The sequence below is a fragment of the Ketobacter sp. genome, from assembly GCF_003671495.1.
In the GTDB taxonomy this organism is placed as follows: Bacteria; Pseudomonadota; Gammaproteobacteria; order Pseudomonadales; family Ketobacteraceae; genus Ketobacter.
Genome location: NZ_RCHN01000043.1, coordinates 91,524 through 114,858, shown reverse-complemented (window position 1 = coordinate 114,858; position 23,335 = coordinate 91,524). Strand labels below are relative to the sequence as shown.

19 protein-coding genes are annotated in these 23,335 nt (G+C 56.8%); 10 read left to right on the top strand and 9 right to left on the bottom strand.

All coding sequences use genetic code 11. The features are described 5' to 3' along the window. The first annotated feature begins 237 nt into the window (after nt 1-237). Nucleotides 238-663: an OsmC family protein gene (locus tag D9N14_RS19625; protein ID WP_290582945.1), complete on the top strand. Its 426-nt coding sequence runs from the start codon at nt 238-240 to the stop codon at nt 661-663. Between the two features lie 64 nt (nt 664-727). After that, nucleotides 728-1,528: an adenosylmethionine decarboxylase gene (speD, locus tag D9N14_RS19620; RefSeq protein ID WP_317622650.1), complete on the top strand. Its 801-nt coding sequence runs from the start codon at nt 728-730 to the stop codon at nt 1,526-1,528. Nucleotides 1,529-1,604: 76 nt separating this feature from the next. On the opposite strand, the gene D9N14_RS19615 is transcribed toward speD, so the two are convergent. Continuing rightward, nucleotides 1,605-2,249: a histidine phosphatase family protein gene (locus D9N14_RS19615; RefSeq protein ID WP_290582941.1), complete on the bottom strand. Its 645-nt coding sequence runs from the start codon at nt 2,247-2,249 to the stop codon at nt 1,605-1,607. Between the two features lie 126 nt (nt 2,250-2,375). Between D9N14_RS19615 and D9N14_RS19610 the strand changes: the two genes are divergently transcribed. After that, nucleotides 2,376-3,527 (top strand): patatin-like phospholipase family protein, encoded by a 1,152-nt coding sequence (locus D9N14_RS19610; protein ID WP_290582939.1) that lies wholly within the window; start codon nt 2,376-2,378, stop codon nt 3,525-3,527. On the opposite strand, the gene D9N14_RS19605 is transcribed toward D9N14_RS19610, so the two are convergent. After that, nucleotides 3,517-4,518 (bottom strand): hypothetical protein, encoded by a 1,002-nt coding sequence (locus D9N14_RS19605; protein ID WP_290582937.1) that lies wholly within the window; start codon nt 4,516-4,518, stop codon nt 3,517-3,519. The genes D9N14_RS19610 and D9N14_RS19605 overlap by 11 nt on opposite strands. A gap of 185 nt (nt 4,519-4,703) precedes the next feature. Between D9N14_RS19605 and D9N14_RS19600 the strand changes: the two genes are divergently transcribed. After that, nucleotides 4,704-5,315, top strand: coding sequence for a thiol:disulfide interchange protein DsbA/DsbL (locus tag D9N14_RS19600; protein WP_290582935.1), 612 nt, complete (start codon nt 4,704-4,706; stop codon nt 5,313-5,315). A gap of 3 nt (nt 5,316-5,318) precedes the next feature. Here the strand turns inward: D9N14_RS19600 and D9N14_RS19595 are convergent, their stop codons facing one another. Next, a complete protein-coding gene (locus tag D9N14_RS19595) occupies nt 5,319-6,563 on the bottom strand; it encodes a succinylglutamate desuccinylase/aspartoacylase family protein (protein ID WP_290582933.1) in 1,245 nt (414 codons plus the stop codon). Between the two features lie 264 nt (nt 6,564-6,827). Between D9N14_RS19595 and D9N14_RS19590 the strand changes: the two genes are divergently transcribed. The 3 genes from D9N14_RS19590 (at nt 6,828) to D9N14_RS19580 (ending at nt 11,238) form a co-directional block, all read left to right on the top strand. Then, nucleotides 6,828-8,324, top strand: a complete 1,497-nt coding sequence (locus D9N14_RS19590; RefSeq protein WP_290582931.1) for a sensor domain-containing diguanylate cyclase — start codon at nt 6,828-6,830, stop codon at nt 8,322-8,324. A gap of 134 nt (nt 8,325-8,458) precedes the next feature. Continuing rightward, nucleotides 8,459-8,908, top strand: coding sequence for a phosphate ABC transporter substrate-binding protein (locus D9N14_RS19585; RefSeq protein WP_290582929.1), 450 nt, complete (start codon nt 8,459-8,461; stop codon nt 8,906-8,908). 35 nt (nt 8,909-8,943) lie between these two features. Further along, nucleotides 8,944-11,238, top strand: a complete 2,295-nt coding sequence (locus D9N14_RS19580; RefSeq protein ID WP_290582927.1) for a PAS domain S-box protein — start codon at nt 8,944-8,946, stop codon at nt 11,236-11,238. On the opposite strand, the gene D9N14_RS19575 is transcribed toward D9N14_RS19580, so the two are convergent. Further along, the gene (locus D9N14_RS19575; RefSeq protein ID WP_290582925.1) at nt 11,235-12,119 is read right to left on the bottom strand and encodes a LysR substrate-binding domain-containing protein; all 885 of its coding nucleotides are present in this window, start codon (nt 12,117-12,119) and stop codon (nt 11,235-11,237) included. The genes D9N14_RS19580 and D9N14_RS19575 overlap by 4 nt on opposite strands. A 100-nt stretch (nt 12,120-12,219) precedes the next feature. Between D9N14_RS19575 and D9N14_RS19570 the strand changes: the two genes are divergently transcribed. Further along, nucleotides 12,220-12,993 carry a ferredoxin--NADP reductase gene (locus D9N14_RS19570; protein ID WP_290582923.1) on the top strand — a complete coding sequence of 258 codons (774 nt, stop codon included), beginning with the start codon at nt 12,220-12,222 and terminating at the stop codon, nt 12,991-12,993. 86 nt (nt 12,994-13,079) lie between these two features. Here the strand turns inward: D9N14_RS19570 and D9N14_RS19565 are convergent, their stop codons facing one another. Together D9N14_RS19565 and D9N14_RS19560 are read right to left on the bottom strand one after the other, a co-directional pair. Next, nucleotides 13,080-14,654: a bifunctional GNAT family N-acetyltransferase/carbon-nitrogen hydrolase family protein gene (locus D9N14_RS19565; protein ID WP_290582921.1), complete on the bottom strand. Its 1,575-nt coding sequence runs from the start codon at nt 14,652-14,654 to the stop codon at nt 13,080-13,082. A 70-nt stretch (nt 14,655-14,724) separates the two neighbouring features. Then, nucleotides 14,725-16,053 carry a PilZ domain-containing protein gene (locus D9N14_RS19560; protein ID WP_290582919.1) on the bottom strand — a complete coding sequence of 443 codons (1,329 nt, stop codon included), beginning with the start codon at nt 16,051-16,053 and terminating at the stop codon, nt 14,725-14,727. Between the two features lie 147 nt (nt 16,054-16,200). Here D9N14_RS19560 and D9N14_RS19555 point away from each other — a divergent pair, with 147 nt between their 5' ends. Further along, nucleotides 16,201-18,759 (top strand): EAL domain-containing protein, encoded by a 2,559-nt coding sequence (locus D9N14_RS19555; RefSeq protein ID WP_290582917.1) that lies wholly within the window; start codon nt 16,201-16,203, stop codon nt 18,757-18,759. Here the strand turns inward: D9N14_RS19555 and D9N14_RS19550 are convergent. Next, on the bottom strand, nt 18,723-19,223 hold the full coding sequence (locus tag D9N14_RS19550; RefSeq protein ID WP_290582915.1) for an arsenate reductase ArsC: 501 nt from the start codon (nt 19,221-19,223) through the stop codon (nt 18,723-18,725). The two genes, D9N14_RS19555 and D9N14_RS19550, sit on opposite strands and share 37 nt — an antisense overlap. Nucleotides 19,224-19,365: 142 nt before the next feature. Here D9N14_RS19550 and D9N14_RS19545 point away from each other — a divergent pair, with 142 nt between their 5' ends. Next, entirely contained in the window at nt 19,366-20,796 is a 1,431-nt protein-coding gene (locus D9N14_RS19545; protein ID WP_290582913.1) for a DUF945 family protein, read from the top strand. A gap of 2 nt (nt 20,797-20,798) precedes the next feature. Here D9N14_RS19545 and D9N14_RS19540 read toward each other — a convergent pair whose 3' ends face one another. Continuing rightward, the gene (locus D9N14_RS19540) at nt 20,799-22,145 is read right to left on the bottom strand and encodes an MATE family efflux transporter (RefSeq protein ID WP_290582911.1); all 1,347 of its coding nucleotides are present in this window, start codon (nt 22,143-22,145) and stop codon (nt 20,799-20,801) included. Then, nucleotides 22,129-23,295: a metallophosphoesterase gene (locus D9N14_RS19535; protein ID WP_290582909.1), complete on the bottom strand. Its 1,167-nt coding sequence runs from the start codon at nt 23,293-23,295 to the stop codon at nt 22,129-22,131. Before D9N14_RS19535 ends, D9N14_RS19540 begins: the two co-directional genes overlap by 17 nt. Nucleotides 23,296-23,335 lie beyond the last annotated feature (40 nt).

Sequence of the window (23,335 nt, the reverse complement as noted above, 5' to 3'; positions counted from 1 at the left end):
TAAAAATTGAAAACCAATGCATATCAAACAATTATAACGTAAATTTCAAGAAGCATGTGTGAACCGCTCCGCCGTTTTTCTGCGCACAAAGACCGTTTGGCCGGTCAGGCTCAAAATTGATCAAAATGTGATCTGTGGTGGGTGAATTTTTTTGCCCATTCGCGGAAGCTTTATGTTATCTTGCGCGCCTGACAGGTCCGGGGCCACCCGGAACAACACGCCTTGCGGGAGCGCGCGATGAAAGCAACCATTCGCTGGGCCGGCGATGTAAAGTTCGAAGCAGAGTCCGGGTCCGGTCACACCGTTACCATCGATGGTCCACCGGACCATGGTGGCAAAAACCAGGGGGTCCGCCCCATGGAGTTGATGCTGCTGGGTGTGGGCGGCTGCTCGTCATTCGACGTCATGCACATCCTCAAAAAATCCCGCCAGGACGTAACCGGCTGCGTTGCCGAAGTGGAGGCGGAGCGGGTGGACGAAGTGCCGGCCGTATTCAAATCCATTCATTTGCACTTCATTGTGACCGGACGGGCCCTGAAAGAAGCCCAGGTCAAGCGGGCAGTGGAGCTGTCAGCAGAAAAGTACTGTTCAGCATCCATCATGCTGGGTAAAGCCGGGGTGGACATCACCCACAGCTACGAAATTCATGAGGCGGCGGAGTAAGATCCGCCAGCCTGTCACTTTGGGACTCTACCTTTCGAGATTTGAGTAGATGCACGATAACGAAATCCCCCACAAGTTGAAATTGCACGGCTTCAACAACCTGACCAAGTCCTTGAGCTTCAATATCTACGATATCTGCTACGCCAAGACCCCTGATCACCGTCGTGAATACCGCGAATACGTGGACGAGCTCTACAACGCCGAACGTCTGACCCAGATTCTGACCACGGTGACCGACATCATCGGTGCCACCATCCTCAATATTGCCCGCCAGGATTACGATCCTGAAGGGGCCAGTGTCACCATGCTCATCGCAGAGCATCCGGTGGCGCCGGACGAGGACCCCTCCAAGGAGGAGCCCGGTCCGTTGAAGGAGTCCGTCGTGGGCCATCTGGATAAGAGCCACGTGACCGTGCACACCTATCCGGAAACACACCCGGATAACGAAAACGGCATCAGTACCTTCCGCGTGGACATCGACGTGTCCACCTGTGGCGTAATCTCCCCGCTGAAGGCATTGAACTACCTGATTCACCAGTTTGATTCCGACATCGTGACCGTGGATTACCGGGTGCGTGGTTTCACCCGTGATGTGGATGGCGTTAAGCACTACATTGATCACGAGATCAACTCGATCCAGAATTTCTTCCTGGATGAAACTCTGGATCTGTACGAGATGATCGACGTGAACGTGTATCAGGAAAATATTTTCCACACCAAGATGCTGTTGAAGGACTTCGAGTTGGACAACTACCTGTTCGGCACCGGGGTGGATGAGTTGTCGGAAGACGAACAGGAGCAGATCAGCCGCAAGCTGCGCCGCGAGATGCTGGAGATCTTCTACGGCCGTAACATGTCCAATTGACACAGCTTGAGCGGTGGAATGAAAGGCGCCTCGGGGCGCCTTTTTTAATGTGCGGTGTTTCGGTTTGAGCCTGGGTCTACTTGAGTTGCATGCTGTTCAGGGCAGAATCCAGTCCTTCCAGATGGGCCACGCAGTTGAAGCGCAGCAGTTTGGGCTCCTGGCCGATGGCCACTTCGGTGACCGAGGTGTTGAGGAAGTGGTACTTGTCCCAGGCATACCAGTCGTTGTCGAACAGGCCCGCCAGTCCCAGCGCCAGGGCGGCACCGTGACTCACCGCAACCACTTTCTCGCCCGGGTGGCGGCTGAGGAAGGATTGCAGGGCGGTGCTGACCCGATCGCCCACCTGGGCAATGGATTCGCCCTGGTCAGGCGCGTAGTCCGGGTCGGCATTGACCTGGTTGAAGAAATTGAACTTCTTGTGCAGGTCGCTAAAGGTTTCCCCTTCCCATACGCCGATGCCGTATTCCTTGATGCCGGGCTCTTCAATCACGTCCAGTTGCAGGATGTCGGCGATCTTACGGGCTGTGTTGAAGGTGCGTTGCAGGGGGCTGGCGTAGATGGCGCTCACGTCCGGATGCTCCCTTTGGATGCGTTCGGCGACCCGTTCCGCCTGGCTGATTCCGGTCTGGGTGAGGGCGCTGTCGGTCCAGCCGTGCCAGCGTTTGTCCACGTTGGCCTGGATTTGCCCGTGCCGGATCAGGATTAAATGGGTTGTGCTCATAACTGCTCCACTGATAGCTGCCCTGATAATAGATCCACGATAGTGTACCAGTTCCTGCTACAGTTAAGGTATCGGCTGTGTCCGGCAGCCGTTAGCCGTCGGAAACTGTGATCTGTAACCTGTAGTATGCGAAAAATCAAATCAACCACCACCCACCTGCACAGTGCCCTGGTTCTTTCCGGTGGCGGCGCCCGCGCGGCCTACCAGGTGGGGGTGCTCAAGGCCATCGCCGACATAATGCCGGAATCCACCCGCAATCCCTTTGGCATCATCTCGGGGACCTCCGCCGGCGCCATCAATGCGGTGGCACTGGCCTCTCACGCCGACAATTACCGTAATGCCGTATACAACATCGAGAGCGTGTGGAAGTCTTTTCGCCCGCAGCAGGTCTATCGTTCCGATCCGGTGGGGGTGTTCAGCAATGCCATGCGCTGGGTGGCCAGTCTGCTGTTTGCCTCCCGCAACCGGTCTTCGCTGCTGGACAACGAACCCCTGGCGAATCTGCTGGGCAAAATGATCCGTTTTGATCATCTGCAGCAGGCCATTGATGACGGGTTTCTGCGGGCCATTTCGGTAACGGCATCCGGCTACAGCTCCGGACATTCGGTGGCTTTTTTTCAGGGGTCACCGGATATCAGCGCCTGGAAACGGTTTCAGCGCATCGGCCTGCGCACGCACCTGAAACTGGAGCACCTGATGGCATCCTCGGCCATTCCCATGGTGTTTCCGGCGGTGCGCATCAACCGGGAGTATTTCGGTGATGGCGCGGTGCGGCAACTGGCACCCCTCAGCCCGGCGCTGCACCTGGGGGCGCGCAAGATTCTGGTGGTGGGTGTCAGCGGTAACCGCTCCGCGCCCCAGGTGCAACGTCCGCTGGATGACTATCCGTCATTGGCCCAGATCAGCGGCCACCTCATGAACAGCATATTCCTGGACAGCTTGGAGTACGATGTGGAGCGAATGGAGCGCATCAACGATATGCTGTCGGTGATCCCGCCCAATGTGCGGGCCAAATACCAGTCTTCACTGCATCCCATTGACAGCCTGGTGATCTCCCCTTCCCAATGCCTGGACCGGATCGCGTCCAAATACCTGCATGTGTTGCCGGTCAGCATCCGGGTGTTTCTGCACGGCATCGGCGCTACCCGCAGTTCCGGCTCCAGTATTCTCAGCTATCTGCTGTTTGAGCGGCGATTTTGTCAGGAGCTGATCGCCCTGGGGTATCACGACGGGATGGCGAAAGCCGCTGAAATTGAAGCCTTTATGGCTAGTGATTAGCGGCCTTGCGAAGCGGGGTAACCAGCGGCGGAGGCTGGGTGGAAGCCTTGTTGAGATCATGGCGGGCGTAGTCGGTGGAAGCCGGTGAGTTGCCGTCGATGTATTTGAACAGCCGGGATTTCTGGTTGCAGTATTCCCCCCGCCAGATACCGGGAAGGTAATGATCGTTGAGCAGGTGTCCGGTGCGGTCCGGGATGCTGAACACCGCGCCGGCAGTGTGTTCCAGATGGGCCAAGACTCCGATGCGGCAGAAGAAGTCCATACCGTTGGCGAAGTGTTCCACATAAGGTACGCCACGACCGAAGTGCTCGCTCAATTCCGGATCGATGCGAAAGCTGTCCGCCACCCCGGCGATGCAGTAGATCTCCAGTTTGGGGGCGTGATGGCGGTAGCGCTTGTCCTTGAGTAATTTGCGGGCGATGTAACTGCTGACGATGGTGCCCTGGGAGTGGCCGATCAACACCACCTTGTCGTGGTGGGCCAGCGCCTCTTTCACCACGTCGTAGGCCGGGCGGGACAGTTTGCCATCCTTGCGCAGGGTGCGGGCGGTGATGGAATCCCACAGGTCCCATACTGCGCCATAGGTGGGGGTGTGGATCAGGTGGATGGGGCGGTGAAAGGCTTTTGCCAGTTCCAGGCCGTTCAAGATGGCGATGGGTGGTGAGGTGCAGATGCCGTTGATGAAGAACCATTTCTCCCGTCCGGCGGTGCTGGCATAGTGTTCCGGATAGCAACCGATGGTGCCCGGGCTGTAGGTCCGGCGCTCCATGGGCACCAGGGTCTGCAGGCTCAGGTTGATGATGTCGCCCCAGTTGTTGTAACTGCCGGGATGGAGCTCGGACTGGGTCAGGGCTTCCGCGTTCCAGGGAGTGGCCAGGAATGGCAAGGTCCAGGCGTGGTGCGCTGCCAGGCGCAGGTCCTGCAGAATATGAGCCCGATTGTGCACCACTCGGGACGTGAATTTGGCCACCTGGCGACGAATACTGAACATAAGCTACCTTCATTAATCCAATATCAGTATAGGTGGAATCTGTGGCTTCGTGGCTTGCGTTCCATCAATTTTTAGGCAGGATTCAGTATGAATATCATAAAGTTGGGCTTGTCATAACAAGCTGATATGCTACTGGGCACTAACCGATTATGAGTTTATGAAACAAACAAGGTGATGGATCGGATATGAAAACAATAAAGCAAAGTGTGGTGATCTTGGTAATGAGCCTCCTGTGTTCCAGTGCGTGGGCGTTCAGTCTGGAGCGTTATGTGGAGGGCGTTCACTATCAGAAAGTGCCTGATACTAAGCACCAACCCAATACAGTGGTGGAGTTTTTCAGCTTTGGCTGCCCGCACTGTAATCACGTGGAGCCGCTGGTGGAAAAATGGTTGGAGAGCAAGCCCGAGGCGGTGCAGTTCAGCCGGGTGCCTGCCACCTGGAACGCCAAGTTCCGCGATCTGGGCCGTTTGTATTATGTGATTGAAAAGCTGGATCTGGTGGATCGGGCCATGCCGGTGGTGTTCGATTATCTGCATGGCCAGAATAAAACCGTGGACGGCCCCAAAAGCGCCTTTGACGCGTTGCAGGGCCTCGGAGTGAGCGAAGCTGAAATCAACGCAGCCTGGACCGACAACACCGTGGAAACCAAGACCAACACCGCAGGCAAGATCTACGGCCAGTACCAGATTCGTGGCGTACCGGCTTTCATGGTCAATGGCCAGTACACCACCACGGTGAAGATGGCCGGCTCCGAAGAGGAATTGTTCGAGGTGGTGAACTTCCTCCTGGGCAAATAATCCTTAGCTGTCCATATCCTGGAACGGCTCAGCGGATTCGGTGGGTGCGATGGGCGGGGAACTCATGGAGTCGCCGTTCTCGCTCTCCAGCTCCGGCTCTGTCACCTTGGCGGGAATGGGCTCGGACAGCTGTGCTTCTGTGGCGATGATGCCGATGTGGAAGGTGGCAAAACCGGGGCTGACCACCTGATCCAACGCCTTACCCAGAACGATACCATCCAGCGGTGAAATGATGTCACTGCTGGTGTTGGTAATGGGGTCGATGACCTTGCCCAGGAGCTGTCCCTTCTTCACCTTCTCATCCAGTTCCACTTTGGAGAGCATGATGCCCCCCTGGTTGGAACGCACCCACGTAGACTGATAGAACACCGGTTGGGGAATCAACCACAGGCGCACGGTTTTATACATGTCCAGGTTGTGCAGCAGGTTCTTCACCCCTTTCACCCCATGGGACACGGCTTCCTGATCCAGGGAGTGGGGGCCGCCGGTTTCCATGGTGATGGCGGGAATGCCGGCATCGGCTGCGGCTTTACGCAACGTGCCGCCGCCCCCACCATGGTGCAGTACACCCATACCGCCAAAATGGCGGCTGAATTCCAGAATCATCGGGTTGGTGAGGTTGCCCCGCAATTGCGGCAGGTTGGTGCGCAGGAACGAGCCGGTATGGATGTCCAGCAAATAGTCACAGTGCAGGATCACCTTATGGAAGAGGGAATGAGCCACCCTTGATGCGTAGCTGCCTGAGGGGTTGCCCGGGAAGTACCGATTCAGATCCCGCCGATCACTCATATAGCGGGAGGCCCGGCGAAAGCCGTCCAGGTTGACGATGGGCATGCCGATGACCGTGCCCCGCAGGTTGTCCGGTTCCAGCTGATGCAGCACCCGGCGCACGATCTCAATGCCATTCAGCTCGTCACCGTGGATTGCCGCTGTCAGGCACATCACCGGCCCAGGCTTGACACCGTGGGCCACCAGCACCGGCACCGGGGTATTCAGGCTGGTCATGGACAGCCCCGGAGACCAATGCAGGGTGCGGAACGTGCCAGGGGCGATGGTGTTCTTCAGAAGGGTAATGGGCTGGGCCTGATCCGGTGGCGGCTCATCCTCGCCGCTGACGGTGACCGGTTCTGTGCTCTGGGAATGGGGTTCCACTGGAGCCGGTGCGGGCTCATCGGGTTCGGCTTCGTTGGCCAAGCTGTTGCCTGTCAGCGTGTACAGCAGGATCCAAAGGGGCAAAAAGCGTTTCATTGATAAGGCAGCCTTGTGTCGCGCGTCGCTGATACAGGGTACGGGATTCGTTTGCCGTTTTCGTGACCTTGGCTCCACCACCATCGTTGAAATCCCAAGCATGAAAATGGCTTACGGATATCGGGTTGTATTGGCAGCGTTGACTATACTGAATGAATCCGCCGTCGAACGCTGGGAGCCTAATGCGTTTTGTCACACAGCAAGGTCGATAATTTAACCACTAAGATAGCTAAAAATAATAAAAGTTTCAGCCTGTTATTGGCTGTGGGCGGGCTCTTTGCGGCTTTTTTCAGTGGCGGTGTCCGGGCAGAAACCATAGAAATTCTGTATGAACAGGGTGATGCTGGCGGTTTTGTCACCAGCGACTGGATCTGGATACTGTTCTTCCTGTTGGCCGCTTTTGGCGTGGTGTTGTGGTTGGTGCGCAGCCATTTCCTGCAGCTTCTGGCCAACAAGGAGGAGGACCTGGATCGGGCTCATATGCGTCTGCACGAAGCCCAGCGCATCGCCCGCATCGGCAGTTGGACCCGCAATTTCGAAACCGGTGAGACCTTCTGGTCCAATGAAGCCAAGGTGGTGCTGGGCCTGGATGAAGCCGCAGTAGAGATTCCCCATTATGAGAGCCTGATCCACCCGGATGACCTGGACCGGGTGACGGAAGTGGTGGCGTCGGCGTATTTTCAGGGTGGCAGCTATCAATGTGATCACCGTGTTGTCGGCAAAGACGGGTTTGAGAAACACATTCGCCTGGCAGGACAGGTGGTGCTGGGTGAAGCCAGCAGTCCGGTTCACGAAACCGGCACTGTGCAGGATATTACCGATCGCAAGCTGGCGGAAATGGCGCTGCAGCGCAGCGAAGAGCGGATGCGCTCGATCCTCAATGCGGCACCCTATCCCATTCTTATTCTGGAGTTGGCCGAGGAGTACCCGGTGCTGTATGCCAACGCCAGCGCTTACAACCTGTTCGGCCTGAATGAAGCCATCGTCTGTGAGGAGCTGAAGTCGAAGGAGTTCTGGTCCGTGCCGGAAGACCGTATGACCTTCATCGACACTGTGCAGAACGATGAGCACGTGTTTGAAACGGAAATGGTGATGAAATCCCAGGGTAACCGTACCTTCTGGGCATCACTCACCGGCAGTCAACTGGAGTTCGGTGGCATCCGTTCGGTTTTTATTTCGGTGATGGACATCACCCAGCGCAAGCGCATCCAGCAGGAGCTGGAGCGCCTGGCCACCACGGATTCCCTGACCGGACTGTACAACCGCCGCAGCTTTTTTGAGTTTGCCAATAAAGAACTGCGGCGGGCGGTGCGCTACAAGCAGCCGATGGCGTTGCTGATGCTGGACCTGGATCACTTCAAAGCCGTCAACGACAGTTATGGCCACCAGGCGGGGGACAACGTGCTGCGGCGCTTCGCCGAAATCCTCAAACAAAACCTGCGGGAAGAGGATTTGATGGGGCGTATCGGGGGTGAGGAATTCTGCGCCATTCTGGTGTCCTCGGAGGAACAGGGCGCCTACCTGGTGGCAGAGCGAATCCGCAAGCGCTGGATGGAAGAGACCTTTGACTTGGAGGAGCGGCCGGTGGCCTTCACCGTCAGCATCGGCATTTCCATCATGCTCAATGAGCGGGAAAGCATTGAGGACGTCATGGAGCGGGCGGACATCGGGCTGTATAGCGCGAAACGGTCCGGTCGTAACTGCGTCATTGTGCAGGGGGCGGATGCGGGCACCCACAACCAGGCTGAACAGTTTCGCTAGCACTGGGATAAGTGCAAGTAATTATTGAAGAAAGCACATATGTGTACTTTTATTAGAGTTGACCGGTAGAAATGTGCCCGTCAATGCGGGCGAGTTCAGGGAAACCGATAACAATGAGAGGAAGAGGAAACAACATGAGAGCGCAGAGAGTGCTGTTGATCTGGAGTTTGTTTTTTTGGGGCATCCAGTCGGCCTCCTCGGCCAGCGGCGAACTCGCGATTATTGTTAACAATGCCAACGACGTCCGGGAAATCAGTGTGGAGGATGTGGCCAGCATCTTTCTGGGAAAAACCCGTCAGTTGCCCGATGGAACCAAGGTGATCCCATTGGATCAGTTGGAACGGGAAGGGTTGAAAGAAGAATTCTATCTGAAGGTGGTGAAAAAGAGTTTGCCTCAATTGAACTCCTATTGGTCCCGGTTGATCTTCACCGGCCGCGGCCAGCCACCGTTTGCGGTTTCCGGTGACAACGAAGTGTTGGAATTCGTTGCTTCCAACCCGAACATGATCGGTTATGTGGATGTCAGATCACTGCAGTCGGCACAAAACCTGGCCAACATTAAGGTCCTGTTGACCATTCAATAGAGCGACCTTCGTTCCAGCATCAAGGATGAACATCGGTGAAAACCAGGGCTGTTGTCATTGTAGGAGCCGTATTGGTCAGTGCGCTGCTACTGGCGTTCTGGATGAGCCGTACCTTCCAGCAACAGCAGGTTGAGACCACGACCCAACTCCGCTCTACCCTCGACACGCAGGCACGCATTTCACTGCTGTTGCACCAGCTTGGCTATTCCGGCTTTATTCACAATTTCAAAAACTACGTATTGCGTGGTGAGGAACCCTATTACAACGCCACCCTGGATAACCTGAAGCGACTGGAAATGATGTTCCAGAACAGCAGGAATGCGTTCGCAGAAGAGCCGGTGGCCAGCCAGGTCCGGTGGATTGAACGCACCATCAGGGACTATCAGCTCAAGCTGGAAATGGCGCGTCAACTTCATAACCAGCAGGTTCCGGTGCAGGAAATCGACAGGAAGGTCCACGTGGATGACGCGGCAGCAGCAGAAGCCTTGCGCGGGCTCATCGCCCAGTTGCAGATCAAGGCGGCAGGGCTGCTGCGTGAAGATGTCCAGCGTGAGCAACGGCGGGATGATTTTCTTAACCTGATCCTGCTGTTGTGCCTGGTGCTGACGATCGTGCTCTGCCTGCTGTGCGCGGCGGCAGTGGCTGGTTTGCAACGGCGCCTGCAGGAACAATCAAATATCACCTCCCGTCAGAAGCTGTTGGATGCAGCGCCGAATCCCACTCTGGTGGTGGCAGAGAGCGGTGAAATACTGGTGGCGAACCAGGGGGCGGCGCAACTGTTGGAATGTGATACGGATGCCTTGGTGGGGCGGCAGGTGGAAGTCTTTGTGCCGGAATCCGATCGCGTTGACCATGCCGGCTATCGCCAACTGTTTTTTAACAGTGAAGGTGCCAGAACCATGCGCAATCCGGTGAGTATCGCCACCGCGCAGGGCAACAGTAAAAAAGTCGAGGTGCTGATTGGCCTGTATCAGGTGGAGCAGAAACGCTATGCCATCGTAAACCTGATGGATGTCTCCAATGTGGAAAGCATCGAGCGCCACGCAATCCAGATGGAACAGCATTTCCGGGTCACGTTTGAGTTGGCCCCGGTGGGCATTGCCCAGATCAGTCTCGAAGGGCGGTTTATCAAGGTGAACCGGCAATTATCTTCAATTTTGGGATATGAGCGCCTTACCCTGGAGGAGATGTCGTTGGATGACCTGACGCCGGTGTCGGAGCGCAATTCCAACCGGCTGACCCTGAAACGGCTGTTGAGCAATGAAGTGGAACATCTGCGTTTTGAGAAGCGGCTGCTGGACAGTCGATCGCGGGATGTCTGGGTGACGCTCACCATGACCGTGTACAGGGATGAAAGCGGTCGCCCGGAATATCTGATCGCCATCATCGAAGACATTTCCTACCGCAAGCAGTACGAAGAGGAGCTGTTGGCGTCGGAAGCCAAGTTCAAGAGTATTGCCAACCATGTTAATGCGGTGGTGTGGATGGCATCCCCCGGCATTGAAAAAGTGATGTTTGTCAGCGATCGCTATGAAAGCCTGTGGGGGCGCACCATCGCCAGTTTGTTGCACGACCCCAAAAGTTTTATGGAATCCATTCTGCCGGAGGATCGAGCGTTGGTGGAGAGTGAGGTGGCCAACCATCGTCAGGGTGTCTGGAACGTGAATTACCGGATTCGGGACAAGGAAGGCAAGGTGCGCTATATCCATGATGAAGGCGTGCCGGTGCGTTCTGCCAAGGGAGATCTGCTGTTTCTGGTGGGCATGGCACGGGATGTGACGGATGAACGTATGGCGCGGGAAAAACTGGAACAAAGTAACCGGCAATTAGAGCAGCTGGCCAAATTTGATCCGTTGACCATGGCCGTCCGTCGCCCCTATGCCATCAGCGATCTGGATGAATGTATCGCGCTGTTCCAACGTTACCAAACCAGTGCCAGCCTGATCTTTATCGACCTTAATGATTTCAAAGCGGTCAACGACAACCATGGCCATGAGGCGGGGGATCAGGTGTTGATCGAGTTCTCGCGCTGTATGCGGCAGAACATTCGCCAGACCGATGGATTTTATCGTTACGCCGGCGACGAGTTTTTGTTGTTGTTGCGGGAAACCGATGTGCGGGAGTCGGACCGCTTTCTGGAAAAACTGGAAGCGCTGCTTATTGGTACAGAATCAGAGGGGGGAGAACCGCTTCAGGTCACTTTGTCCTATGGCGCGGTGGCGTTGGGAGAGGTGGAGGTGATGGACGCCAATCACTGGATTCGCCTCGCCGATGACCGCATGTACGCCCATAAAAAGCGTCACAAGGCCAGGCGCCTGGTGCTCGATTAGTGGAATAATTGTTTGCACAGATCAAGCCAGGCATCGATGCTGCTGTTGCGGTATTTCTGATGATGCAGAATAAAATAAAATTCCCGTTGCAGATTGCGCTGTGGAATGGGCAGAGGAATCAGGCTGCCTCGGGCGAAGGCCTCTTTCAGCGCCACCCGTGACAGACAGCCAATGCCCAGCCCCGCTTCCACGGCCCGCTTGATGGCCTCCGTGTGTTGCAACTCCAGCAGCACCTGCAGCTGGGGCAGAATCCCGTGCATGGCCCAATCGAAAGTCTGGCGGGTGCCAGACCCCTGCTCCCGCAGAATCCATTGAGCCTGCAACAGATCCCGGTCGCTCAAGCGTTTTTTGCGGGCATAGGGGTGTTGCGGAGCGCAAAACGCCACTAACTCGTCTTTCATCCAGGGCGTGATTTCCAGGTCCGGATCCGACAGCTCACCTTCAATCAGGCCCAGGTCCAGCTCAAAATTTTTCACTTTGCGGGCGACGCTGGCGGTGTTGGCGACATCCAGCTCCACCCGGGCATTGGGTTTGTCCTGCAGAAAGCGGCTCATGATGTGCACCGCCAGGTAGTTCCCGATGGTGAGGGTGGCCCCCACCTTCAAGTGGCCGATGGCGGAGTGTTGCTGAAAGGCCACCTGCAGCTCTTCCGCCTGGCGCAACAGGGCTTCGGCCTGTCCGCGCAGGGCGTGACCCAGGGCGTTCAGTTGCAGGCGTTTGCCTACCCGGTCAAACAGTTTGATGTCGAACTGGGCTTCCAGCTCGGCCAGGGCACTGCTGGCGGCGGACTGGGACATGGCCAGGCTGTTGGCGGCCTTGGAAATATTCTCGTAATGGGCGGTGGCCAGGAACACCTGCAATTGGCGGAGGCTGTATTTCATATCGGCAAAATCGATTAAATATATCAATATTACCCATTTTACCAATAACTGGCCTGGCGTCTATAGTGGTGGCCATCTCAACCTGCATGGAGTATTTGCTATGGCCAACCTGATCACAGAACGCGTTACCAGTGTCCACCATTGGAACGATACTTTGTTCAGCTTTACCACCAGCCGTGATCCGGGGTTCCGTTACAAGAATGGTCACTTCACCATGATCGGGTTGCAGAATGAAGGGCGGCCCCTGCTGCGGGCGTACAGCATCGTCAGTGCCAACTATGAGCCGGAGCTGGAGTTTTTCAGCATCAAGGTGCAGGACGGCCCCCTCACCTCGAAGCTGCAGCACTTGCAGGTGGGGGACGAGGTCTTTGTCAGCACCAAGCCCACCGGAACCCTGATTGTGGATCACCTGCTGCCTGGGCGGAACCTGTACCTGCTGAGCACCGGCACCGGACTGGCGCCGTTCATGAGCATCATCAAGGACCCGGAAGTGTACGAAGCCTACGATAAGGTGATCCTGACCCACGGTGTACGGCACGTGGCAGACCTGGCCTATGAGCAGTACATTCTGGACGAGCTGCCCAACAATGAATTCTTTGGGGATGTGGTGCGGGACAAGCTGATTTACTACCCCACGGTCACACGGGAACCTTTCCGCAATCAGGGGCGGCTCACAGATCTGATGGAAAGTGGCAAGCTGTTCAGTGATATCGGCCTGCCGGAGATGTCGCCGGAGCAGGACCGTTTCATGTTGTGTGGCAGCCCTTCCATGTTGAAAGACACTTGCCGTATCCTGGATGAGCGGGGCTTTAACGAGGCCCGTCACGGTGACCTGGGTCACTATGTCATCGAACGGGCCTTTGTTGAAAAGTAAGGTTGAAAAATAGGGTTGAAAAATAGGGTTGAAAAGTAAGGTTGAAAAGTAAGGTCAAAGGTTAAGAGGCAGTCGCCGCCCGGCGACTACTTCCCGCGCCAGTTCAGGCTGTACAGGTCGTGACGCCGATCCAGCAGGTTTTTGACCGTCCCGTTGTTGCGGGCCATCATCAGGGTTTCCGGCCTTAGATCCGCAAACGCAATCATCTCCACGTTCGGGGTGGTGTCGGCGGCGATGCCGTCCCGGGCGAAGGGGAAATCGCACGGCGTCAGGATACAACTCTGGGCATACTGGATGTCCATGTTGTTCACCTTGGGCAGGTTGCCCACGTTGCCGGACATCACCACATAAATCTGGTTTTCCACCGCCCGGGCCTGACAGCAATAGCGCACCCGCAGGTAGCTCTGGCGTTCGTCGGTACAGAAGGGCACGAACAGAATAGAGATGCCCTGATCCGTCAGGTGACGGGCCAGCTCCGGAAATTCCGAGTCGTAGCAGATCAGTACGCCAATGGGGCCACAATCGGTTTCAATGGCTTTCAGGGTATTGCCACCCTCGATATTCCACCAGTACACCTCGTTGGGGGTGGGGTGGATCTTCGGTTGCTCGTGGATGGAGCCATCCCGCAGGAAGATATAGGCAATGTTTTCCACTCGCCCGTTGGGCATGATGGTGGGGTGGGAGCCGCCGATGATGTTGATGTTGTAGCGGATGGCCATTTCCCGCAGGGCTTCCTTGAACTGGGGGGTGTATTTGGTGAGGGCTTCCATGGATTCCATGGGGGAAAGTGCCTGATCCTCAATGGACAACAGTTGCAGGGCGAACAGTTCCGGGAACACCACAAAATCCCCTTTGTAGTCCGCCACCACATCCACAAAGTATTCCACGATGGAGAGGAATTCCTCAAACGAGTGGACCCGCCGTTGCATGTACTGCACCGAGCCTATACGGATGGAATCCGGCACCCGCCCGCCGTACTTTTTCTTGTTGGATTTGGTTTCCTCGGCGGGCACCTTGGGGTTGCGCCACATCAGGTGCACCGCGTAACCCAGGGATTGCACATCGGCATCCAGGTAGTGGGGAATGATGCCGATCACCTCAAAACCGTTGTGCAACTGGAACGACAATACCTGGTCCCGCTGTTTCTTCTGCACCACCTGCTCCACGTATTCCTCCACCGAACCGAACTTCTTGAGTCTGTGGGTGAGGCTGGGCAGCCGGCCGCCGAAGACGATGCCTTTCAGGCCCAGGCTTTGGCAGAGGCGTTTGCGCTCGTTATAGAGACGTTGCCCCAGTCGATAGCCCCGATATTCCGGGTCCACCGCCACTTCCATACCGTACAGCCAGTCGCCGTCGGGATCATGGCGTGAGGCATAGCCGTTGCCGGTGATTTCGGTCCAGTTGTGGGATTTCAACGCCAGTTCCTCGCTGATGCGGAACGTGGCGCAATAACCCACCACCTTCTCGTTGATGAGGATGACAAACTGGCCCTGGGGAAAGTGATTGATCTGCCCGGTAATCGCCCCTTCGGAATATCCGTACATGCCGGTATTGGCATAGACCCTTGAACTGAGATCACAGATGGCGGGAGCATCTTTCAACGTGGCATTACGGATGACGATCTGGCTTTTCGGGTTAGAGAGGCTGTTGTTCGAGGACATATACTTCCCTTTGAGTGGCGTAGATAAGGGAAGTATATGTCTTTTTAAGTCGTAACTCGATGCCTGGTGGCTATTCGTCCAGGGGTTTGATCAACCGGCCGTGGAAACCGATCGCCTGGGCGGTGGCGCAGAAGCGGTCGAAGTCGCCCACGTCCACATCTTTCTGTTCCTGCAGCACCAGGGCCTCCACCAGGCAGCCGGGAATGGCCCGGTTGTTCCAGCCCGGCATCCTGGGCCACATGGAGAAATCTTCATGATGAAGGACGATTTTTTCCACCGCGATGTCCAGGGTTTTCATTTCCTGGCGGGTTTCGTAACTGATGCAGGGATGGGTGTCGTCGGCAATCATGGAGCCGGCGGGGATGTGGGGCATCAGATCCCGCATGGCATCGCCGTGATGGGTGAGGCCGATGAAGAGTTTGCTGCGTTGCAGCATCTCGGGGTTGCCGCTGCGGATGATTTTGCCGATGGGGGTGTACACCTCTTCCTCTTTTTCATAACGGGGGTCGAAGGCGATCACCGTGCGGTAAACCCGGGTCAGGTCTTCGCACACCATGTTGCCGATGCGGCCGGCTCCCCCCAGCACCGCAATGATGTCTTCATTGCGGTAGCGTTCCAGCTGCTGCATCTGCCGGCCCACGTCCCAGATCATGTAGCGGGTGCCCATGGAGCCGTCCACATAGGGGGATTTAATCTCGAGGCCGGCTTTCATGACAAAGTTGGGCAGACGGCCGACCAACGCCACGGTTTCGATGTCCGGAAACTCCTCCTGCAGTTGTTCCAGGTAGGTGCGTACCTTGTCGGAATCCTGCGCCAGCTCATGCTCATAAAATTTGGAAGCCACCATGATGCCGGTCTGGTTGCGGTTGCGGATGATGCTGCCGATCATCAGGGGAGGAATCAGCTTGGCCATTAACGGCGTGTAGTAGGTGCCCACATCTTTTTCGTTTCCGTACACGGCAAAAATAAAACTGGGCTTGAGCATTTTCAGCAGGGGTTTACGCAATATGGTATTGGTGATCAATACCGCCAGGCGCCGGGTGTTTTTCCAGAAAGCACGTTTGACCGCCACTTTGGCCCGTTGGTGCCAGGGCGACGTGCTGACAATGCCGGTAAGATCCTGTTCGCTGAAACGCACGTGGTCCAGTGCCAGACCGATCTGGTGATCCGACACCCGAATGATGGTGGCGGGCACCGACAGGTTGGACATGCGATTGAAGGTGACGTTTACGGTCTGGCCTAGTTTGAGTATGAGTTCAGTGGGTTTGGCAATGCAAAGACCGCTTTCTGAAACGTCCCGGGTTTTGGTAGCCAGTCCATTATCATCGAGGCTGACGGAAACCGGTGTTTTGATGTTGGTGCGCGAATGACGGCGATACTCTCCGTGTAGTGTGCTCATTTCCAAGTTCCATCTATAATAATCACTTAGGTATTGGAAAGTCTGGACCAGAATTCTGATTCGTCAAAAACAGAGTGCGGAATATTGAACGGATTCAAATTGACTGCGAGAACTCCTCCGGGGTCTTGCAAACAGCACCGGCTGAACATGATTGATCTTTTTGTGATCAGCTTCATGTTATTTTCCGTACAGACTGCAATGGCAATGGGGCACCCCCACAGCAGTGGGGAATCTTTCGAAAACCACAAGCTGAACGCCTTCACCAGTTACTACATTGATCCGGGCAAGCAGTTGCAGGCAGACGACATGCTGCAGGTGCAGGAATGGGTACGCAATACCGACGGTGACGTGCTGAACTTTGGTTTTGTGGATTTTGCCGTGTGGTTGAAGCTGAACCTGAACTTTCATGAATATCCCCGCCGCAACTGGCATCTGGTGATTACCTATCCGTTGCTGGAGCAGGTGGACCTGTATTTTTATGACATTGAGAGTGGTGCCTTGTTGTGGCACACCGACCTGCCCACCCTGCGCGCGGATGCTGCCGCGTTTCGCAGTCACAACATTAACTTTCCTGTGCCCGAGCAGGCCCTGGGTAACGTCCAGGTGCTGGTCAGGGTGGCGTCCACCACGTCCCTGCAGATTCCCATCGAGCTGTGGAGTGTGGAGTATCTGGTGACCCGACAGAACATGGAGGCATTGTTCTGGGGCGTGTACTTCGGTGTGATTGTGGCGCTGCTGCTGTACAACTGCTTTCTGTTTATCTCCATGGCGGATGTCACCTACGCGTATTATGTGATGACCCTGGTGTCGTTGGTGGGGTTGATGTTGTCCATCTCCGGCTTGGGTGGCCGCTATTTTTGGGAGGATGTGCAGGTCACCCACTATATGCTGCCGCTGTCGGCCTGCATGACGCTGTTCTGGCTATTGTGTTTTACCCTGAGTTTTCTGCAGCAGAACAGTCTGGGTAACGCCTTGCGGCAGGTGTTGCGAACCATGTGTGCGGTGAACCTCCTGGTGGCCCTTTACGTAATCTATACACCGGATAAAGGCGCCTTCCTGGCAGGGTGTGTGGGGGCGGTGTCCATGTTCCTGGTACTGGCCGCCGGCATCAGTGCGTTGCTGTCCGGGGTGGAGATCGCCCGTTATTTTGTCTTCGCCACCGCGGCGTTTGTGTGTGGCACAGCGCTGTACCTGGCAAACATTTTTGGATTGGTGGAACCTTCCCAGTTCACCAATCATGCGTTTCAGGCCGGCTCCATGCTGGAGGCGTTGCTGTTGTCCTTTGCGCTGGCCCATCGCATCAAGGAGGAGCGCCGCCACAAGCTGATCGCCATGGAAAAAATGAAGGCGGCCCAGAACGCCATTGTGCAGGTGCAGGAAGAAGCCCTGCAGCAGGCGTTGCATGATCCCATAACCAAGTACCCCAACGATTCACTGCTGTTGAGTCGCCTGGGGGAGATGATTGATCACCGTTCCGGTTACGATTCCTTTGCCCTGGCGATTCTGTACTTTCCCCAGTTCAAGGAAATCTCGTCGTCATTGGGGCGGCGCCTGGCGGAAGACCTGTTCGCCCAGGTCAGCGGCCGGTTGAATCACGAGTTATCCAGCGACATCCAGGCCGTTGCGGTGGAGAAGAGCGCGCGGGTCTATATTGCGGTGCCGGAGTTCGGCAGCCTGGCGTTTCTGGCCAAAGTGGGGGAGGGCTACCGCTCCATTCATGATCTGGTGGGCCATGTCATGCAATTACATGAGACGGCCATTGAAGTCGGAGGCACCGTAACGCGGCTGAAGGCACAGTGCGGTATTGCCATTTACCCCAAACACGGTGATCGGGCGGATCTTTTGATGCAGCATGCCAGTGCGGCCCGTGATTATGGGTTTCGGGCATCGGAATCCATCACCATCTACAGTTCCGATATTGATGCGTTCGGTCGGCGGCGCCTGGCCATTGTGGGGGAACTGCTGAACGCCATCCGGGTGCGGGAGCTGGACCTGTATCTGCAACCCCAGTTTGATTGCCGCTCCAATCGCCTCACCGGTGCCGAAGTGCTGCTGCGTTGGCACAGCGAAAAATTCGGGGTGGTGTCGCCGGTGGAATTCATTGAGGTAGCTGAGGAGGCGGGCCTGATGCCGGAGCTGACCCGCTATGTGATAGAGGAATCCTTTTGCCTGCTGCACAGTTTTAACGAGGGTGGCCATATCCTCACCTTGAGCATCAACCTGTCCATCAAAAATCTGATGGAAGCCAAGCTGATCTCTTTTGTGACCAATACGGCGGAACAGCACATGGTGAACCTGAGCGACATTGTGTTTGAGGTCACCGAAACTTCCTCCAGCGAAAACTTCGAAACCGTGATCGAAAACCTCAACCAGCTGGCCTCCACCGGTTGTAGCATTGCCCTGGATGATTACGGCACCGGCTATTCCTCCCTCGCGTATCTGAGTCGCCTGCCGGTGCATGAACTGAAGATCGATCGCAGTTTTATCAGTCAGATGTCACGCACCGACAGCGATTACCGGATTGTGGAGAACACAGTGAAACTGGCCCGGGCCCTGCAAATTCAGACGGTGGCGGAAGGGGTGGAGGATCAGGACACCCTGACCGCCGTCACCCGCCTGGGCTGCGACCGCGTGCAGGGTTTCTACCTGGCCAAGCCGATGCCGGTCTCTCAGTTCAGGGATTGGGTGCTGCGCCGCGCCAGTTGACCCTGCATATAGCGGTGGAACTCATCACTGCCCTGTTCCAATAGCGCACGCCACTGCTGTACCTGCCGGGTAACGGTATCCATGACACTTTGAAACGCCTGTTGGCGTTGCTCTGCTGAGTCGAGGATTTTGGACGGGTCCGGCAAAGCCCAGTGAATCATGGGGGTGTGCTCCATCCAGGCCGGACAGGCTTCGCCCGCTGCCTGCTGGCACACGGCGATGCTGTAATCCGGTTGGAAGCCCGCCATCTCATGCCAGGATTTGCTGTGCAGACCGCGGGTGTCCAGGCCCCGTGCGCGCAAATGCTGCAGGGTGTCCGGATGCACTTTGCCTTCCGGTTGGCTGCCGGCGCTGGCGCTCTCCAGCAGCGGCGATCCCAGGTGACGGGTGATGGCTTCCGCCAGAATGCTGCGGCAGCGGTTGTGGGTGCAGAGGAACAGGATGCGAACGGGTTGTGGGGACATGGATTGCCTTATTTTGTATGCCTTGGTTGAGGGGTGTTGCACAGTTTGATGCATCGCATCAGCATTTGTTTCAGCCTCAGCTATTATTGTACCGGGGAGTTGGGATAACTCACGGAATTATAAAGACTAATAAGGCGCAGTCATGAAGAGAATAGCAATTTATGTGGTGGCGATAGGGGTTGGGGTTCTGCTCAGTTTTCCGTTGGTAACCGGTTTTGCCCTGGAACGGGCTTATCAGAGCCGGGTGGCCAGTATGCCACAGCAACCCGGGGTGGAGATCACCGCCGAATCCTATGATCGGGGCTGGTTTGCTTCCCAGGCCCTGGTGCGGGTGCGCTTGCATCCGGCCGAATGGCTGGGTGACCCGACCCTGGCCAACGAGTCGTTTGATCTGCTGGTGAAATCCGATTTGCAGCACGGTCCGGTCTTGTTCACCGACCTGGGCGTCCGCTTCGGGCTGGGTTATGGCAACCTGGGGTTTGCAGGAGACAACCCTGAAGGACTGGCCCAGACCCTGTCGGAGTGGCTGGCAGCCACGCCACTCACCATCCAGACCATTATCTACTTTGATCAGTCTGCCCATACTGAGCTCGAGATCCAGGCCTATTCTGCAGACGAGGGCGAGGACCACATTCGCTTCGGTGGCCTCAGCGCTTCCTTGCTCACCAGCGCCGACCTGACGCGGTTTGACGCGTCCTTCCTGATCCGCCCCAGCAGTGTGTTGACCACGGACCTGGCGCTGGATATGACGGAAGCCTCCGGTGCCATGAACTACCAGGGTAACAATCCCTATACCCTGGTGGGTGAGAGTGTGTTTGCCCTGCCGCGGCTGGCACTGAACAGTAAGGATTTTTCCCTCATCCTGGAAGACATCAAACTGAATCATGGCAGTCAACTGAACCAGGGCAAAATGGATTTCTTCCAGACCCTGGAGATCGGTCGCCTGGAATCCCCAGTTCCCGTGGAATCCGCCCGTTGGCATATGGAGGTGCTGGGGGTGGCCCCAGAAGGGCTGGAACAGTGGTCAGAAGTGAGCCTGGAGATCCAGCAGGCGGTCAGCACCGGTACCCTGCCCTTGGATGCCATGGGGGAACCCCAGTTGACGCCGGAGCTGGAGAGCCGCTTGACGCAGGTGATGCAGACGTTGCTGCAGCCGGGCCTGGGCATCGTGCAGCGTTTGGATGTCGGTGCCCTGGGCGCCCCGCATCACGCCCACCTGAATCTGGAGTTTGTGGGGCTGCCCGCCGGTGTCAGCTGGGATAGTCTGGAGGACCCCATGCAATTCCTGCCGGCCTTCCGCGGCGGGCTTGACCTGGAATTGGATGAAGCTGCAGTGATGGGCGGTCAGTTTGCTGCCATGGTGCAACCCTACCAGCAGCAGGGTCTGTTGCTGACGGAGCAGGGTAAGCTGGTGCTGCGGGCAGCATTGGCGGACGGTGTGTTGATGTTGAACGACAATCCCTTGCCTCTGGAGGCCATGCTGCAATCCGCCATGGCGCCTGAGCCGGGTTCTGAACCAGGTTCTGAATCCGCTGCGGAGCCCATGGGGTCCACGCTGACGCCGACAGAATAAACCTAGGTGCGGGTATCCAGTCTGGCCAGCAGGGGCGTGAAGTAACGCCCCAGGTAGATGGCCCGCAGCAACACAAAGCCGACAAAGGCGATCCACAATCCCCGGTTGCCCCACAACGGGATGCAGATCCAGCATAGGAGCATGAAGCTGGTGGTGGCGAGGATCGCCGCATTGCGTAATGGGGCCGTGCTGGTGGTGCCGATGAATAACCCATCCAGCTGAAAGGCCGCAAACGAGAGGCAAACGTAGAGGGCGCAGAATGGCAGGAAACGCAGAGCGGTTTCCTGCACCGGCGGCAGGTCCGTAAGCCAGCTCACCAGGGTTCCCCCCATCAGCAGAATACCCAGGGCGAGCAGCAGCGCGGTGGTTGCGGCCAACGCCGTGGTGCGCCGGATCACCAACAGGAACAACGTTCGATTGTTCTGGCCCAGGGCTTTACCCGCCATGGATTCACAGGTGAACGCAAATCCATCCAGAAAAAATGCACTGAACGAAATGAACTGCAACAGGATATGGTTCGCGGCCAGCACCTGGTCACCGAACCGAGCACCCTGATCGGTGAACACCGCAAAACCCAGCAGCAGAAACAGCGTGCGGATCATCAGGTTCAGGTTGGCGTGCAACACCGGTTTGAACTTGTCCGCCTGGAACAGGGTACGCCAGGGCAGGGTCTTCCAACTCAGGTCCGGTGTTGAGTTCTCACCCTTGAAATGCCGGATCACCAACCCCAGCGCCAGGCAGAAGACCGTCCATTCCGAGATCGCCGTTCCCAGTGCGATGCCGGTGGCACCCAGTTTGAAAGCGCCGGCCAGCAACAGGTCGAGGGCGATGTTCAGTCCATTGAGGCTAAGCTGCACCAGCAGTAAGTGACGGCTTAAACCCTGGCCGATGAAATACCCCATGAGTACGTAGGAGCCAAGGGTGGCCGGTGCGCCCCAGATGCGGACGGAAAAATACTGTGCGGCGATGGTTTCCACTTCGGTGCTGGCGCCGAACAGGGTCAGCGTCAGTTCAATGAGCGGCCATTGCAGCAGCCACAGCGCGGCCCCGATCAGCAGCCCCATGCACAGGGCGCGCAGGGTGGTTTCGAGGATCGCGTCCTGATCATTGCGACCACTGGCCTGGGCCACAAAGCCGGTGGTGCTCATGCGCAAAAAGCCAAAGCCCCAGTAGATGAAATTGAACATCAGTGCGCCCAGGGCAATGGCACCCAGGTGCGCGCTGCTGGCCAGATTGCCGATGATGGCTGTGTCCACCAGACCCAGTAACGGCGTGGCGCTGTTGGCAAGAATAATGGGCCAGGTCAGGACGAGTATGCGGCGATAGCCGGGATCAGGCTGGGTCGGCACGGGTAAATCGGAGCAAGGTGATCTCGGCAGGGGCGCCGAAGCGTTTCGGTGGCCCCCAATAACCGGTGCCCCGGCTGACGTAGATCCACATGGATTCAAACCAGTGCAAGCCGCTGGTGTAGGGTTGCTGCAACGGCACAAAATGATTCCAGGGCCAGAACTGGCCTCCATGGGTGTGGCCGGACAGTTGGACATGGGCACCGCAACCCCGGGCCTGAAAAATGGAGCGGGGCTGGTGCGCCAGCAGTATTTTCAGATCAGCCTGTTGCGGTGCGTGGCGCAACGCCCGCTGCGGATCACTTTGATGTCCGGGATCAAACTGGTGGGCGGAATAATCGGTGATGCCGGCCATCACCACCGTCCGTTGGTTGTGTTGAATGATCTCGTGTTCATTGAGCAAGACCCGTAACCCCAGGGATGTCAGCCGCTCGATCCATTCGTGGGCATTGGAATAGTATTCGTGATTGCCCGTCACAAAATAAGTGCCGTAGCGGGAACGCAGCTGCGCCAGTGGTTGTACCTCCTTGCCCAGTTGTCGCACCCGGCCGTCCACCAGATCGCCGGTGATCACCACGGCATCCACCTCCAGTTGGTTCACCCGTCGTACCACTTTCTCAAGGAAACGCCGCTTGATGGTGGGGCCGATGTGGATGTCCGTCAGTTGCGCCAGGCTGAAACCCTGCAACGGGGCGGGCAGGTTTGCAATGGGAATATCCACTTTAACGACGGCCGGGCCCAGTAGAATGCTGAGCAAGCCCAGGAGGCTCAGCAGCAAACCGGCGACCAGCACCACCACGGCGCTGGTGCTGATCCAGGCCGAACTCAACAAGCTGGTTGCGAACCATGAATCAGTAAGCCACAGGCTCAGCCATAACAGGTCCCGCAGGGCGGTAAAGACGAACAGGCTGGACAGCAACCCCATGAACAGCAATCCGCACCAGATGATCAAGGTGTTGAGCCGGTTGTGTTCGCGCCGGCTTCTGATCATGGCCGTGGGGATAAAATACGCAGAGGCCAGCAGGAGCAGCAGCAACAGCAGGTTGGCTGCCGGCGGAAAGGGCAATGCAGGCAGCAGGCGGGCTCCTACGTAAGCGTGCATCAACGCAGACAGCGTATACAGCGCCAGGATCAATTGACGGGTGCGACCCACGAACAAACACTCCCTTCACTCAGGCTTCGAGCGGTTTAGT

Bases quoted from the DNA above. Each gene is read 5' to 3' on its own strand.
- D9N14_RS19625 (WP_290582945.1), top strand. From the start codon at position 238: ATGAAAGCAACCATTCGCTGGGCCGGCGATGTAAAGTTCGAAGCAGAG.
- D9N14_RS19615 (WP_290582941.1), bottom strand. From the start codon at position 2,249: ATGAGCACAACCCATTTAATCCTGATCCGGCACGGGCAAATCCAGGCC.
- D9N14_RS19610 (WP_290582939.1), top strand. From the start codon at position 2,376: ATGCGAAAAATCAAATCAACCACCACCCACCTGCACAGTGCCCTGGTT.
- D9N14_RS19605 (WP_290582937.1), bottom strand. From the start codon at position 4,518: ATGTTCAGTATTCGTCGCCAGGTGGCCAAATTCACGTCCCGAGTGGTG.
- D9N14_RS19600 (WP_290582935.1), top strand. From the start codon at position 4,704: ATGAAAACAATAAAGCAAAGTGTGGTGATCTTGGTAATGAGCCTCCTG.
- D9N14_RS19595 (WP_290582933.1), bottom strand. From the start codon at position 6,563: ATGAAACGCTTTTTGCCCCTTTGGATCCTGCTGTACACGCTGACAGGC.
- D9N14_RS19585 (WP_290582929.1), top strand. From the start codon at position 8,459: ATGAGAGCGCAGAGAGTGCTGTTGATCTGGAGTTTGTTTTTTTGGGGC.
- D9N14_RS19575 (WP_290582925.1), bottom strand. From the start codon at position 12,119: ATGAAATACAGCCTCCGCCAATTGCAGGTGTTCCTGGCCACCGCCCAT.
- D9N14_RS19570 (WP_290582923.1), top strand. From the start codon at position 12,220: ATGGCCAACCTGATCACAGAACGCGTTACCAGTGTCCACCATTGGAAC.
- D9N14_RS19565 (WP_290582921.1), bottom strand. From the start codon at position 14,654: ATGTCCTCGAACAACAGCCTCTCTAACCCGAAAAGCCAGATCGTCATC.
- D9N14_RS19560 (WP_290582919.1), bottom strand. From the start codon at position 16,053: ATGAGCACACTACACGGAGAGTATCGCCGTCATTCGCGCACCAACATC.
- D9N14_RS19555 (WP_290582917.1), top strand. From the start codon at position 16,201: ATGATTGATCTTTTTGTGATCAGCTTCATGTTATTTTCCGTACAGACT.
- D9N14_RS19550 (WP_290582915.1), bottom strand. From the start codon at position 19,223: ATGTCCCCACAACCCGTTCGCATCCTGTTCCTCTGCACCCACAACCGC.
- D9N14_RS19545 (WP_290582913.1), top strand. From the start codon at position 19,366: ATGAAGAGAATAGCAATTTATGTGGTGGCGATAGGGGTTGGGGTTCTG.